The organism is Microcystis sp. BLCC-F209, assembly GCF_041928595.1.
Lineage (GTDB): Bacteria > Cyanobacteriota > Cyanobacteriia > Cyanobacteriales > Microcystaceae > Microcystis.
The window spans coordinates 1-14,955 of sequence record NZ_JBHFLL010000085.1; the positions used below are offsets into that span (position 1 = coordinate 1).

The window sequence follows — 14,955 nt, forward strand, 5'->3', positions numbered from 1 at the left end:
CTCTTCTAGGTTCTGTGTGATAAGTTTAACTTACATAGGATCGATCTTTGTGTCCTCTGTGTCTGGAGTGGTTCCCTCCACTCCCTCGCCAGCAGGACTGTATCTCAGAATACATTTTACCCACCAAATCCAAAAGAGCCAGCGGGTTTCTGGGTTGATGATGAGAAACCCGCTTTCTGGCTTATACTAAGCGTCAGAGGGTTTACAGGGGTTAAGTTATGGAAGTAATTGAACCAACAAAGATTATTGTAACGGCATTAACTAATAATTTTATTGGTCAAATGATTAAATCGGGGTGGGAGGGTATTAATAAAAATGAGTTATTGAATAAAGATGTCGGGCAGCTTATCAAAGAAGGAAAGTATCTTTTTTTGCGGGAATATACTCAACGTTACTGGGATCGGCACGGCATGATTAAGGTTTTAAAAATGTCTAAGCCGATGGATTTGGAGTCAATTTATGTTAATGTCAAATGTTTAGGAAATTTAGTCAGGGATTATTATGATGAAAATTTAGAAAATAAATATCGTGAGAGTAAGCAGCGACGGTTTAACTTTAGGGATGATGGTAAAAAAGATGGTTTACTTTTGGCTAATCAAGAACAATATTTAATGGTACTTGGTGATCCCGGCATTGGTAAATCTACATTTTTGCGAAAAGTTGGGCTAGAAGCTCTCAAGGGAAATAAAGACAGTTATCAGCATTCTCTAACACCTGTTTTACTGGAGTTGAAAAACTTTAAAGAAAACGAGATTAATATTCAGGTATTAATTGAAGAGGAGTTTAAAATCTGTGGTTTTCCCAACGTGGAAAAAAATATTAGCAATAAACTAGAAAAAGGGGAATTACTAATTTTATTAGATGGTTTAGATGAAGTGCCAACAGCTAATGTTTATAATGTAATCGAGAAAATTCAAGATTTTGTAGATAGGCATCATAAAAATCGTTTTATTCTCTCCTGTCGTACTGCTGCTAGAACTCATCTTCGACAATTTACCGATATTGAAATTGTCGAATTTGATGATCAGCAAATTCAAAGTTTTATTGAACATTGGTTTAGTTCGGAATTAGATCGCAAAAATGAGACGGCTAAAAATTGTTGGGAACTGTTGCAAAAAAAGGAGTATAAAAGTGCAAAAGAGTTAGCCCATACACCGTTATTGTTGACTTTTTTGTGTTTGGTTTATGATGAAAATCAATCTTTTCCCACAAATCGCAGTCGCCTTTATCAAGATGCGTTACGAATTTTATTGGAAAAATGGTCAGCCGAAAAACGTTTACCTAATCGCGGTTTAGTTTATGAAAATCTCAGTATTGAGCAAGAAGAAATTTTGCTATCTGAAATTGCTTATCAGAATTTTGTAGCAGATAAACTTTTTTTAGAAAAACGAGAAATTGTTAAGCAAATTAAAGATCACCTTAAACAAAACTTAAATGCTCCGCAACATTTGGACGGAGAAAAAGTATTAAAAACCATTGAAATTGAACAGGGAATTTTAGTAGAGCGGGCGAGAGATATTTATTCTTTTTCTCATTTAACCCTTCAGGAATACCTCACGGCTCAGTATATCTATGATAATGATTTGATTGAAGAAGCAGTTAAGAATTATGTAACAGAAACTCGTTGGGAAGAGGTGTTTTTGTTAGTGGCGGGTTTGATGCGAGGGAAAGCCGATAAATTGCTATTAGCAATGGAGAAAGAAGCCCATAATTATCTTACAACGCCCCTCGGTCAAAAATTAGTGCCGATTTTGCAATGGGCAGATGAGATGACTAAAGATTCTGTTGATAGTCCGATTAAACCTGTAGGAAGAAGAGCGATCGCCTATTGGCTCGTCATCTTCTACACCTGCATCATCTACAGCTACAACGTCATCCACATCCCCAACGTCACCGCCATCATCCACAGCATCGTCATCGCCTACGCCTACGCCCCCGAGATCGCCTACTTAATCACCAAGATGTCCTTTACCCCCAAACTCATCGATGAGTTTGTCCAGTTAGTTAACTTATTGGCTCAGGATCGAATTGTTTCTAAGGTTAATTTTTCCCAATTAAGCGCTGATTTAGAAGCTTTCAAACAAATTATTCCTGATGATAAAGCGGCTAAAAAAGAACGTCAAGAATTTGCTGATCAATTCTTGAAAATGTGGAGTACTGCTTTTAATTTAACGCCTGAATTACTTAATTTATCCATCAACGAAATTAGCGAAATAGACAGGCATTATTTTTATATTAATCGCCGGATTCTCAAATGCCAAAAAGTGGCTGTTAATATTTCCCCTACCGTTTGGCAAGAAATCGAAGACCGAATGCTCCGCATTCCTTAACTTCTACTTTTTTTCTCAAATCTTGCCTTTCCAATTGGATGAGATTACCGAATATTAACACTATGAGGAAAGACAAAACGGAGAATAAATAATCAGTTTTTTTTTAATAACCGTATTTGGTATTACTAAGACTGCGAATGTATGAAAACGCATCAATTGGGCAAAAGCTCAACGATGCGTTTTTAAGCTCCAAAAACTGCTATAGTTGTCAGCCAGGACCAATCAATTCTGATTAGCGTCAGTTTTTGTAGGCGCTTTTGTCGGTGGCGATTGATGTCCAGTTATCTGAACTAGGAAGAACAATCTGTCTTTTACTTAGCTGTTGCCAAATATCTACTAGGAAAACTAGCAAGAATAGATGAACAGCACCTAGAAACTGATGTCTTTCAAAGATAAAGAAGAACTTGGGTAATAAGGGAATATTCGGTGGTTTTTGAAAACCTAAATACTGTTGTGCTTGTAGCACATAAGCATTAGATGCTTGGGAATAAAGAAAACAACCGTAGGCAAAAGCAGCAAATAAAGAGGCGAGTAGGGCGCGTCTGGATACCAAGAAATCCTGATAGTAGAGCCAGATAATACTGATCAGGATAAAAGGATAACCTATATAGAGATAGCGCTGATGAGTGCCACTGAGAAGAATATTAAAACCTAGGTAACTTAGTCCATGGAAAAGGCAGAGAAGTACCATTAAATAGGTAGGATTATATTTAGGGCTAATCGCCTCGGTTTTGGTGGCGAGAATTTGCCAAATCTTGATTAAACCTGTACAGATAAGAAAACCCATGAAACCAGCATAGAGTAAAAGCCCTGCTTGGTGAGGGCTGATACCTTTTTTCCAGCTACCCAGTTGCAAATCCATAAAAGGTACTCGGGAGGAAGCACGGGGTTCTAAACCGAGAAATATCCAGATATTAAAGCCATTTCCTGAGATTTTGTCACCGTGACCACTACCAGATTTTAAGACAAAGAGGAAACTAGACTGAATCAGTCTGAGGGGAACCGCAAATAAGCTATCTAGGTAGAGGAAAAATCCGAGGCTTAAAAGTAGAGTTGCTCCCAGCCAGATTAAGCCTTTAGTCTGGTATCTTTGCTGGAATTTGTAACCTGTGGTGAGGATAAGTAGGGCAAAAAAGGGTAGGGAAAAAATAAAGAGTTGTTTAGTGAGAATAAATAAGACTAAACTAAACATCCCCAGGAGAAACCAGAGGATATTTTTGAGCAGAGTGTTTGTCTCACTCCAAGATTGGAAAAAAGCAATGGTCGCCAGAAGGCAAAATAATAAGCCTACGTTGTCAATCTGTCCCCAGAGAGAACCTGCCGCCCAGATAAATAGCACTAGGGTTATGCTTAAACCGATGATTACGGGGCGTTTGAATTTTAAGATTCTCGCTAGGTAGGTGAGAAGGAGAAAATTGACAGCATCAACAAATGCTAGGTAAAAACGGAAGTAGTAGATAGCTTCGGTTTTTTCGCTAATTCCCAATAGGGATTTTATCGCCGCAATTACGCCGCCACTCGCCAGTATACCTATACTAGGATAGTTGGGGACTTTGCGAGGACAATCCATATATACTTTACCTGCTGCGAGACAATCCCCCCATCTACTAAATTGGAAGACATCGGTAACGTGGTAAATGGGGAGAAAATAGACCAAAATAAAAGGGAGGGCTACTCCTAGCGTATAGGCAAGGGGGATGAGGAAGTTATTTTTTTCCCCTCGGTTGATTGAGTCTAGAAAGTTTTTCATTATTTAGTAGGGTTTGCTGAAAAAGTCGCTCAGGTAATTACAGCGCTTTGCAAAACTGAGAGGCACAATAACAGCAATGGGTGGAATAGTTTCTCAAGTGTTCCTCGCTTACTAACATCAAGCCAAGCTTTAAGATAGCTTTTAAGGCTTCTTCCGTTTTCGGGGCGAGTTTTTTCACGAGAGATTTCAATTCCCACCAAAGATGTTCTATTCGCTCACCAATCAATTCTGATTAGAGTCAGTGGCCGCGGCCATTTGCATTCTCTGCACCAGATTATCGAGGGCTAATTCTAGATGTAAACCGGCATCTACGGCGGTCCAACCCTGTTCGGTTAGGTGTCGCCATTCAAAGTGTAGGTGCGGACCGGTAGAAAGTCCCGTACTACCCACACGACCGATAACTGCGCCCTGTTCCAACCATTCTCCCGGTTTGACGGTAATTTCGGAAAGGTGGGCATAACGAGATTCTTGACTACCATCGAGGTGACGTAAAATCACCGTTAATCCGTAACCTCCCAACCAGTCGGCGGTGGCCACTTCCCCTGCGTAGGCGGCTAATACAGGTGTTCCCATCGGTGCGCCTAAATCAGTACCCGCGTGCATGGCCCGATTCCCGCTGACCGGATGATTTCGCCACCCGAAAACCGAGGTAATTTGGGCAGGAAGGGCGAGGGGAAAGAGTAAATCGGTGCGTTGAGTTTGGTTAGAATCCGTGGGACTTAAACGGGTAGCCCGCTCATAGGTGGTCGCTTCGCTGATGGCCTCCACTTCTGCGCGAGTCACCGGGGCCAAAGCCAATTTTACGCCATTCCATTCCGGGGGATTGAGGGCTACCACCTGACTGGGAATCACCGTCGGGGCAGCCAGACGTACCGGGGCGCTAGAAGCCACGAGGGTGGGGGCATAACGACGGAGGGAATTATTAGCGATAACCGGCTGATTTCGGGGCTGCCGTCCTACCCGCACCGCCGGATTAGGATTGAGACGCACCCGGGCCAGATTAACCGGGGGTAAGGGTTTGGCCACAGTGCTGACCGGCTGACGACGGGAGGACCGGGCCGCCAGATTACAGCTACCTCCTACCAGTTGACCATTTTGGGCGATGGTTTGGCAACCACTGCGGCGCTCGGTGACAACAACAGAACTGGGGGGGTTAAAGTTTCTGGTATCGATAAAATTATTTTTACCGCCGGCCCGGGGGGCAAGGGTAGGCATATCGGTTTGATGGTTTTCGGGGATAGCCAGACGGGGGGCAGGATTAGTATTTTCTTTGATAACGGGGGCTTTTAGAGTCGGGGCGGCATTTTCCACTACCGGGGTTTCGCTGCCAGTTTCGGAATTAGCGATCGCATTTGGAGCAAGAGTGATCAGACCGCTGATTACTAAACCGAGACCACTGCATAAACTCAGCTTCTTTTTTAAGGATTTTCCGAGAAAAAGTTTCAATATCACCGATGAAGGATACATAGGGCGGCCTCACTTCTCACAGTTTAGTCAAAAAAATATTTAGACTCAATTATAGCCGAGACTGACCCTACCAGCCGGTATATAGATTTCGCTACTGGCATTGTCCGAAGTTAATTTAACTTTTAATTCCCCTCGATCGCTTACCCCGGTTATTATGCCCTGATAGCCCTCGAAAGCTATCTTTTGACCAAAATTGGCAAAAAGTTCTAAATAGGAGGCTAATAGGGCTTTTATGCCGTGATGACAGTAATATTCATAGCCGTATAGGATAGCATCGCTGGTGAGAGAGGTTAACTGAGCGATCGAGGTGATTTTATTGCCGGCCAAAGCTTGTAAATTAATGCCAGTGGGGGGGACGGGATTGGCCCAATTGATGCCCACTCCGATGACTGCTTGCGGGATTTTTTGACCCTGAATACGGGTTTCTAGGTTAATTCCCCCTAGTTTGCGCCCTAGTAATACTAAATCATTCGGCCATTTGATTTTAACAGGTATTTCTTGACAATTGAGGTGATAAGCGATGCCCCAAACTGTAGCGAGAACGAGATGGGCAGATTTATCCACCTCTAAATCCAGATTTAAAGCTAAAGATAAATATAATCCTCCCGGTTCAGAAATCCATTCCCGTCCCCATTGTCCTCTCCCAGCACTTTGTTGACTAGCAGTCACCACAAAAGGCGGATTTTCCCCCGACTCTAATAATTGCCAAGCTTTAGTATTAGTGGAAGGTAATAGCTCAAAGTGATGGATTTTGGGCATAAATGGGGAGTGGGGAGTATTTTCAGTGTTGCCAAAGGCACGGCGTAGCCGTCCAGTAAACAGTAATCAGTGACCTGATACTAAATCCGTTGAGTATAGGCTACATATCAGGACAGGCAAAAGGCAAGAGGCAAAAGGCAAAAGAGGGAATAGATAATCAGTTTTTAATAACCAGATTGAGTATGAAAACTGACATCTGATCACTGATAACTGAATCACTGATAACTGATCACTGATAACTGATCACTGACCAAAAGCTTGGATTGAATGATCAAGTGGGAAGTAATGCTAAATCCGTTGAGTATAGGCTACATATCAGGACAGGCAAAAGGCAAGAGGCAAAAGGCAAAAGAGGGAATAGATAATCAGTTTTTAATAACCGGATTGAGTATCAAAACTGACATCTGATCACTGATAACTGAATCACTGATAACTGATAACTGATTAGGTGCAAGGAAGAGAACGCAGGTACTCACTGAGGTGGGAACGTAAACCGATGCCATGGAAAAGCGGGCCACGACTGCCTAATTCAACAATACTGACAGCGGCCACGGGCATTTCAAATCGATCGCGATAACGGCCCACATCAATACCCATCAGACTACAGAGCATGATCCGGATGGTGGCCTTGTGGGAAACGATCAAGATATTGCCATCACTGTGGGTGTGTTCAATTTCCTCCAAAACGGCCGCGGAACGACGGGCTATATCGATACCCCTTTCCCCGTTGGGGGGAGCATTCCAAGCAGGATCCGTCAACCAGCGCACATAGAGATCATGATATTGACGATCGATATCGTTGGGGTGCATACCTTCCCAAAGACCATAACCGATCTCTTGTAATCCCTGGCGGATTTCTAATTTCAGTCCCACCGCTTCACAGAGGGGTTTAGCGGTTTGAATAGCTCTTTGTAGGGGACTGACGTAGGCTGCGCGCCAAGGTAAAGAACGATAGACATCGGCGAATTCCTGCGCCATTTCGATGCCTTCGGCAGTCAAACCGGGGTCATTTTCTGGAGTACCACAGTATCCTCCCGTTTTGCTATAGGCCGTTTGTCCGTGTCGTAGAAAATATAACATCAAGCACATAGTTTTTCAGCAGACCAAATCCGGGGCTTCCCTTGTTACTGTTGACTGGTTAGGTTCCCGCTCGCGAGCGCAGGTCATTGCGGAGGTGAGAGCGATCGCCCATAACTTGAAAGAGGGGACCGTGTTCGGCTAATTCGACGATCGTCAGCGAGGCCACAGGCATGGCAATTCGATCGCGATAACGGCCGATATCAATGCCTAAAAGAGAACATAACATGATTCGGATCGTTGCTTTATGGGAAACGATCAAAATATGGCCATCATCGTGATTATGGTCGATTTCCTCTAATACCTCCGAACTGCGACGAGCGATATCGATGCCTTTTTCGCCTCCTGTGGGAGAATTCCAGCCCGGATCTGCTAACCAGCGCACATAATCATCATGAAACTCCCGATTAACCTCGGCTGCGGTTTTTCCCTCCCATTGGCCGTAGGCAATCTCTTTTAACCCTTCCCGTTTCTGGATGGGAATAGCCAAGAGATCGCTTAAAGGGGTGGCGGTGGCCAGGGTGCGTTTGAGGGGACTAGAATAGATCGCTGTCCAAGGCACATCTCGATAGACAAGGGCGAAATCCTTGGCCATTTCATCGCCGGCCAGGGTTAGTTGCAAGTCTAATCGACCGCAAAAACTACCCGCTTGACTGGCTGTGGTTTCGCCATGACGCAAAAAGTAAAGTTTTAGACTCATCTTTTGGGTGCATCTCACATTTGTGACTCATTTCCACTTATACTGATAAGCAGAAGTTATTAAAAGAGGGCGAAGGCAATTCGCCACCACAATCATCCTTTTTACCTTTTGTTTCCAGGTAACTCTCTAAATTACCACTATATTTAGGGTTTACTAAAAAAGTTTTTCCAGGGTGTGGGGAGAAAAAACGAAAACTTTCTATCTCAGTCGGACAGCAAGCTAACTCAGCAATTGAAGCGAAAATTCTACCATTCTCTAGGATGCCATTCCGGGTTAATCTGGGTTTCGGGACAATTTATGACTAAATTTTAAGAGGCAGTATGGAACGCACTTTCTTAATGATTAAACCCGACGGTGTACAGCGCAATCTGGTGGGGGAAATTATTCAACGCTTTGAAGCTAAAGGTTTTACGCTGGTTGGGTTGAAAATGATGCAGGTTTCTAGCGAATTAGCGGAAAAACACTACGCTGTTCATAAAGAAAGACCCTTTTTCCCTTCTTTAGTCGATTTTATTACTTCCTCCCCCGTGGTGGCCATGGTTTGGCAAGGAGAAGGAGTAATTGCCTCCGCTAGAAAAATTATTGGCGCCACTAATCCCCTCAATGCTGAACCTGGTACGATTCGCGGTGATTTTGGTATTAGTGTCGGACGCAATCTTATCCATGGGTCCGATGGTCCAGATACTGCCAAAGATGAAGTTAGTCTCTGGTTTAGCGATGCAGAATTGGCTAATTGGACTCCCGCAATCACTCCCTGGGTGGTAGAATAAATCCCTTTGAGGCAGTCAGGAGCCGGTCGTCAGGAGACAGGAGATGGCTTTTATTTTGGGGTTGGCTGAAAAAATCTAAAAACCTTGTTGGGTAAGACTTTTAGACTTTTTGTTAATCAAAAAGTACTAGGCATGGGAGTGATCAGGGGGAAAATTCAGGTACTTTTTCCCTGAAAATTAGGTAATTGGCCACCTCAAAACCGGTAAAACCCCACACCCCCCCTACCCCCACCGAAAAACTTTTTCAGCATACCCTATTTATTCTCCTCTCTCCCCACACTCAACCCCTCATCTTGCGACTTATGACCGTAGAATCCAGCTTACAACAGTTAAAAAGAGCTTCATCGGGACGATTACCCAGCAGTTACGGGGTCTATTTTAAGAATACCCTGGTCGCCCTCTGTCATGCTCTTGAAGATCATATCTTGCAAACTAGCAGCCCTGATAGTACAAATAAACCACTGGTCTTAGTCACCTTTCAACAGGGAAAATGGTATTTACAGGAAGCTGATCGCTATTTAGATATGGCTCGCTCTTCTCGTCATATTGCGATCGCCGCCGTGGCCGATAGTGGTTTTTCTGAGCATAAAACCGGCAGTTTAGAGAATGTTTCGCTAGTGAACTTAGATAATAGCGATAGTTTGGTTAATGAGTGGAATTTAATCATTCTTTCCCCCGATTACGCATCCATGGTACTCTGTCATGAGTTATCCCCGGAAGAATACCGGTCCGATAGTCAACCCCAAATAGACACGGAGCGAAAATTCTACGGTTTATGGACATTCGATCGCGATTTAGTCGAAAAAGCCGCTAGGATCTTAATTGAGCGTCTGCATCCCTATAATCCCAGTCTAGCGGCCGATTTAAGCAGACAACAAGAGGAAATTAGTCAAAATATTAATCCCATTCCCACGGATTTAACGGGAGTAGTCTCTCGCATTGTCACCTATCTGCAAACCAGTCAACAGCAGTTAGTCACCGTCAGCAGACAAGCACGAGAATTAAGTGACTTAGAAGGACAAGCATCCCGTTTAAATAAAAATTTAGCCGCTAATAAACTGCAAGCTTTTCTCAGAATGGCCCAAAAAGTCGATGAAAGAGATATTGATAATCCCCTTGCTTCCCTACAGGTGGCCGCTTTAGCGGAAATGTTGGGACAATTGCTCGATTTACCCACCCTGAGATTACGACGCTTACGATTAGCTGGTTTATTATACCGCATCGGTCTAGCGGAGGCTCCGATCGAAGTTTTTAGACAGCGTGCCAGTCAGTTAGAGGGAGCAAATGCGTTATTTTGGCGGGATCGATCGGTGTTAGGCGCACAATTACTCGCCACTATGCCCGAATTAGCCCCAATTCAACAGATTATTTACCATGAGTTTGAATACTGGGATGGTAGCGGGGTTCCCAACGGCTTAAAAGGGGAAGAAATCAGCCTAGAGTCGCGAATTTTAGGATTATCAGCCTATTTTCAGGAATTAACTCAACCGCGAGGCGACCGACTAGCTCTAGATTTAGGAGAGGCCCTAGAGCGCTGTCAAAATTATAGCGGGATTCGTTTTGATCCCGCTTTGGTAGAAAAATTAAGTTCGGTAATTCGTCTGTGCGAAATGGGGTGGATGCAATTACCCGATCGCCCTAGTCAAGTCCCCGCCGTCTGGTTAGAATCAGTTTAGGATTAGACTCCGATTAAACTCTGCATGGCACGTCCCATATTAGCCGGTTTAAAAGCTGCCATGGCCGCGGTCGGTTCATAGCCGCAATGTACCATACAATCGGCACATTGCGGATTGCCACTGGCCCGACCGTAGTTATCCCAATTGGTTTCTTCTAAAAGTTCCCGAAAGCTTTTGTAATGTCCTTCGTTGAGCAGATAACAGGGTTTTTGCCATCCTAAAAGACTATAGCTAGGACTACCCCAAGGGGTGCATTCATAGTCCTGTTCACCGATGAGAAAATCGAGAAAGAGAGGATTATGGTTAAAATTCCACTTTTTCTGACCTGATTTCCAGGGTGAGAGAATTTCTCGGAATAAAGCTCTGGTTTGCTCCCGTTTCAAGAAACTATCTTGATCCGGGGCCCACTCATAACTATAACCCGGGGAAATCATCATGCCATCGATACCCAAAGTAGCGAGAAAATCAAAAAATTCCTGCATTTCTCGCGCATCTGTGCCTTCAAAAACCGTGGTATTAGTAGTAACCCGAAAACCTCTCGCTTTCGCTGCTTTAATCCCTTGTACTGCCTTATCGAATACTCCCTCTCGATCCACACAGCGATCGTGATGTTCTTTGAGACCATCCAGATGGACACTAAAGGTAAGATAGGGTGAAGGAGTAAATTTATCTAGGCTTTTCTCCAATAACAGGGCATTGGTGCAGAGATAGACAAATTTTTTTCTGTCCACTAACCCCTTGACAATTTCATCGATTTGTGGGTGTAAAAGCGGCTCGCCCCCGGGGATGGAAACCACGGGAACCCCGCATTCTTCCACCGCTGCGAAACATTCTGCTGGGGTAAGATGATTGCGGAGGATTTCCGGGGGATGTTGAATCTTCCCGCAGCCAGTACAGGCTAAATTACAGCGAAATAGGGGTTCTAGCATTAAAACTAAGGGAAAACGCTTTTTTCCTGCTAGACGCTGTTTCAAGATATAGGAAGCAACCACTAAAGCTTGTTGTAGTTGGACAGCCATTTGCTCACACCAATAGGATTCTAAGTCATTATAGACTGTTAACAGGACATCAAGGCATAGAAGCCTAGAAAATGGCAAAATAAATAAAAGCTGAGGGCTTTTCTGGCTGTTTACTTTGATTACTGGATAGATTAAACCTCTTGCCTGATTAATTTTTGCCAGTTTAAAAACGTCCTATCAGTGATCAGTCTTTTTAGCTATCAGCTTTTATTTATCTCATTGAATTGGTCCCTATCACCTTGATCTAGCTGATGGCTCCAAGACTACTGACTCCTAACCTTAACGACAATTTTTGATTTTTACCAGAGGTCTATTATGGGTTCTTTAGGCGATCGCTTCAAGAAATTTGCGGGTAGAACTCGCTATGTGGTCTGTCGCTTATTTTTGCATCTCTACGGCCAAGAAGTCACACCCCTGATCGGTATTCTTAATCGTGCCGGCCGGGAGGCGATCGATTCCGAAGGCGATTTAGAGGTCATGGGAGAGGGTTTAGTAGAAATTTGTCAAAATCTGCTGCAGATGAACCTCTATTGGTTTTCTGTGGCTAATGAGGGCGATGTTTTTTGGAGTGAGGGGGAAGCGGGAGACTACGTTAACGAACTGTTTACCGATTCTGCGGGGAGATACCTAAGTGAATCGGTGTCTTCACAGCTGGGAGAAAAGGAACCCTTAACTTTACCCGTCACCGATAACTTAGTTGTTATGATCACAATAGCATTCGAGGGTGAGAGTGCTGCTTTAGAAACTAGCCTAGCCGATCGAGAGGCCCTGGAAGATGGTTTAAAATCAATAATTAACCTCCACTACCAAGGTCGGCTGCGTGCGATTCAGGTACATTTTTCTCCTGCTCAATTGGGAGATGAATTGACCAATGAGCAACTATTACTCAATTTCCCCGAATTACTGCCTTTATAGTCTTAATTTTGCCATTATGCTGCGCCAAGTAACGACAATCCTTTTAATTCTTACCCTTTGTTGCACAACGGTGGCCTGTGGTTCGTCGTCAAATCAAACTCAGTCACCGTCAGCTAATAACAGTAGTGTAAGACAAGAATCCAATCAGGTTAGTAGCGGTCGCTACGAGGTGCAACAAGCTACCTACGATGACGGAGATGGCACTTATACCTTAATGCTGTTAAACACCCCCGGGGGGACTTCTCCCCTCTTCCGCACCACTAACCTGCAAATGGCTAGATTAAGCGATGAAGCTATCGCTAAAGGGGAAAAAACCGCAGTGGAAATCAACGGCGATCAGGCTACCCTGTACATGACCGAAGATTTTAAAATTGAGTATGTCCACAATGTCACGGAAGTGCGGAACAATCCCCAAACCGGACAACAAGAAACCGTGGTGATTCGGCAAGAATCGAGTTTTTGGAGTCCTTTTCTCGGTGCTGTTGCCGGTCAAGCTTTGGGTAGTTTGCTCTTTCGTCCTCAATACTACGTTCCTCCCCTTTATACTCCGGGGGGTGTGATGACCGGTTTTGGTGGTTACGGTTCCACCTATAATCAGGCAGTGGATCAATACCGGACTAAACATAATAGTCCACCTCCGGCGGTCAAAAACCGGCAAACTCTCCGTTCTACCGGCAATTTACGTCGTTATCCTAGCAATACTCCCTCTAGTCCCAATCGCAGCACCACCACAAAACCCAGTGGTTCCGGTTATGGTTCGAGTACCCTGAAGAATTCGGGTAAATCTGATAATGTCAAACGTTCTCCTAGTTTCGGTTCCTCTGGTTCCCGTCGTACCCCTAGTCGCAGTGGTTTTGGCAGCAGCAGACGCGGCCGACGTTAGGAGGATTTGACTGGAGTGGTGGAAGATTAATCCTGTCTTCCCCACCTCAGACATTGGGGATGGCAGCTACTTAAGAAGCAACCATTTTGCGAATTTCCGAGTAGAAAACCGTCTGGCGATCGCCATTGGCCGACTGGATAATACTGGTACGCAATCTCAGATTAGGACTAGCAAACCAGATTCTTTCCTCGATACGATGGTGATTATGCTCGATGGTTAAAGTTAAAGCTTGATCGCTTCTGAGATGATATTCTCCCAGCGCTGCCGATTTAGCGTCCGATGTGATCAATTTTCCTTGCCAAGGATTCTCTGAGGGCAGCCAAACTAAATAGCTAGAACCGATTTTTTTCGGTTGTCCATAGTCCACGGAATTATCCCAAGTCGCTTTCCATCCCCCTAGACTGGCCTGGGACTGACAGTTATTTTCTAAACATAATTGCACCACATCGGCAGCATCGGCAGTCAGTAAATCGATGGTGATTTCTGCTTTATTATTGGCAACTTTTTGGGCGGCTAATTGATAACTGGTACGCTGGGAAAACCATTTACCCGCACAGAGATTAATAAATTCTTGAATGTCCATGAATGGCTGTAGGCAAAGATTGATCGCTCTGGAAGACTAGATTATTTATTCTATCCTATCCCTAGACGTTGGCCAATTTTTGCAAGGATAAACGGGACGCTTCGCGCACTTGCGGATGTTCGTCTTTAACCAAAAATTTTAAGGCCGCGATCGTTTTTTCCGCCGGAAGGTGGCCTAAAGCTTCCGCTAATCGCTGCCGGATTAACCAGTCATCGGAGTTAACAAAGGTTAAAAGCTTTTCGACGGTTTCCACTGCTTTGATTTCACCAAGGGCAGCAATAGCGGCCTGTTGAATAACCGCTTCGTTACTGTCTAACGCCGATAATAACACCTGTTTAGCCCGAATATCGCCCAAATTGCCCAAAGCGACGGCGGCACTAAAGCGGACTAACCATTGCGTGTCTTCGTAAAAAGCCCGTTGTAGGGGTTCAAAAGCGCGAATATCTTCTAAATAACCTAAAGCTCCCGCAGCATCGGCGCGAATGCCATAATCGGCATCATTGGCTAACAAATCCACTAGGATAGGAAAGCATTCCTCGGTTTGTTTGACTCCCAAAGCAAAGACAGCCATCGATCGCACCGGCAGCATTTGATCATAAAGGACTTTTTTGATCAAGGGTACAGCCTCCTCTGGGGCCACTTCTCGCAGGGATGCCAAGGCCAGCAGACGATCTTTGGAGTTGCTGCTTTCTAACTGGAGGGCAATGGCTTCTATATCAGGCTTACTCATTTTTGTCAATCACTTGTAATATTTCTTTAATTCTAACGCAATTCTTGGCAATTCAGAAACGAGAGCGGGGAAAGTAATTATCTTGCTAAGGCGATTTTATGTCTTCCGCGTAACATCTGAGCAATTTTTTTTAGCTAAAGTTACCCAAAAGTCCCAATTATAGCACTTCTTGGAGCTATGAGGTACAATGAAAAGCAAATAGACAAATAATAGAACTCGCCAGCTTCCTATGAGACCCTATTCCGTAGATTTTCGCCAAAAAATTATCGATGTCTGGAAGAAAGAAAAAATTTCTA

General features: G+C 44.1%; 13 protein-coding genes. 5 read left to right on the forward strand and 8 right to left on the reverse strand.

Annotated features, from left to right (window positions below; all coding sequences use genetic code 11):
* The first annotated feature begins 218 nt into the window (after window positions 1-218).
* Complete coding sequence (locus ACE1AQ_RS05335; protein ID WP_110544720.1) at window positions 219-2,330, forward strand: NACHT domain-containing NTPase; 2,112 nt, start codon at window positions 219-221, stop codon at window positions 2,328-2,330.
* A 238-nt stretch (window positions 2,331-2,568) separates the two neighbouring features.
* On the opposite strand, the gene ACE1AQ_RS05340 is transcribed toward ACE1AQ_RS05335, so the two are convergent.
* The 5 genes from ACE1AQ_RS05340 to ACE1AQ_RS05360 form a co-directional block, all read right to left on the reverse strand.
* The gene (locus ACE1AQ_RS05340) at window positions 2,569-4,080 is read right to left on the reverse strand and encodes a hypothetical protein (RefSeq protein ID WP_110544722.1); all 1,512 of its coding nucleotides are present in this window, start codon (window positions 4,078-4,080) and stop codon (window positions 2,569-2,571) included.
* 222 nt (window positions 4,081-4,302) lie between these two features.
* The gene (locus ACE1AQ_RS05345) at window positions 4,303-5,547 is read right to left on the reverse strand and encodes a M23 family metallopeptidase (protein WP_374808010.1); all 1,245 of its coding nucleotides are present in this window, start codon (window positions 5,545-5,547) and stop codon (window positions 4,303-4,305) included.
* A gap of 45 nt (window positions 5,548-5,592) precedes the next feature.
* Window positions 5,593-6,306: a biotin--[acetyl-CoA-carboxylase] ligase gene (locus ACE1AQ_RS05350; RefSeq protein WP_106909061.1), complete on the reverse strand. Its 714-nt coding sequence runs from the start codon at window positions 6,304-6,306 to the stop codon at window positions 5,593-5,595.
* A 444-nt stretch (window positions 6,307-6,750) separates the two neighbouring features.
* On the reverse strand, window positions 6,751-7,395 hold the full coding sequence (locus ACE1AQ_RS05355) for a histidine phosphatase family protein (protein WP_008205937.1): 645 nt from the start codon (window positions 7,393-7,395) through the stop codon (window positions 6,751-6,753).
* A gap of 49 nt (window positions 7,396-7,444) precedes the next feature.
* A complete protein-coding gene (locus ACE1AQ_RS05360; protein ID WP_110544726.1) occupies window positions 7,445-8,083 on the reverse strand; it encodes a histidine phosphatase family protein in 639 nt (212 codons plus the stop codon).
* A 320-nt stretch (window positions 8,084-8,403) separates the two neighbouring features.
* Between ACE1AQ_RS05360 and ndk the strand changes: the two genes are divergently transcribed.
* The gene (gene ndk, locus ACE1AQ_RS05365) at window positions 8,404-8,853 is read left to right on the forward strand and encodes a nucleoside-diphosphate kinase (RefSeq protein ID WP_008205931.1); all 450 of its coding nucleotides are present in this window, start codon (window positions 8,404-8,406) and stop codon (window positions 8,851-8,853) included.
* Between the two features lie 302 nt (window positions 8,854-9,155).
* Window positions 9,156-10,529: a DICT sensory domain-containing protein gene (locus ACE1AQ_RS05370; protein WP_039900517.1), complete on the forward strand. Its 1,374-nt coding sequence runs from the start codon at window positions 9,156-9,158 to the stop codon at window positions 10,527-10,529.
* A gap of 2 nt (window positions 10,530-10,531) precedes the next feature.
* Here the strand turns inward: ACE1AQ_RS05370 and hpnH are convergent, their stop codons facing one another.
* Window positions 10,532-11,548 carry an adenosyl-hopene transferase HpnH gene (gene hpnH / locus ACE1AQ_RS05375; protein ID WP_008205928.1) on the reverse strand — a complete coding sequence of 339 codons (1,017 nt, stop codon included), beginning with the start codon at window positions 11,546-11,548 and terminating at the stop codon, window positions 10,532-10,534.
* A 315-nt stretch (window positions 11,549-11,863) separates the two neighbouring features.
* Between hpnH and ACE1AQ_RS05380 the strand changes: the two genes are divergently transcribed.
* Together ACE1AQ_RS05380 and ACE1AQ_RS05385 are read left to right on the forward strand one after the other, a co-directional pair.
* Entirely contained in the window at window positions 11,864-12,463 is a 600-nt protein-coding gene (locus tag ACE1AQ_RS05380; RefSeq protein WP_110544728.1) for a DUF1517 domain-containing protein, read from the forward strand.
* Window positions 12,420-13,346 (forward strand): hypothetical protein, encoded by a 927-nt coding sequence (locus ACE1AQ_RS05385; protein WP_106909063.1) that lies wholly within the window; start codon window positions 12,420-12,422, stop codon window positions 13,344-13,346. Before ACE1AQ_RS05380 ends, ACE1AQ_RS05385 begins: the two co-directional genes overlap by 44 nt.
* A gap of 70 nt (window positions 13,347-13,416) precedes the next feature.
* Here ACE1AQ_RS05385 and ACE1AQ_RS05390 read toward each other — a convergent pair whose 3' ends face one another.
* Window positions 13,417-13,929: a phycobiliprotein lyase gene (locus ACE1AQ_RS05390; RefSeq protein WP_008205922.1), complete on the reverse strand. Its 513-nt coding sequence runs from the start codon at window positions 13,927-13,929 to the stop codon at window positions 13,417-13,419.
* A 61-nt stretch (window positions 13,930-13,990) separates the two neighbouring features.
* Window positions 13,991-14,659, reverse strand: coding sequence for a HEAT repeat domain-containing protein (locus ACE1AQ_RS05395; RefSeq protein WP_008205920.1), 669 nt, complete (start codon window positions 14,657-14,659; stop codon window positions 13,991-13,993).
* Window positions 14,660-14,955 lie beyond the last annotated feature (296 nt).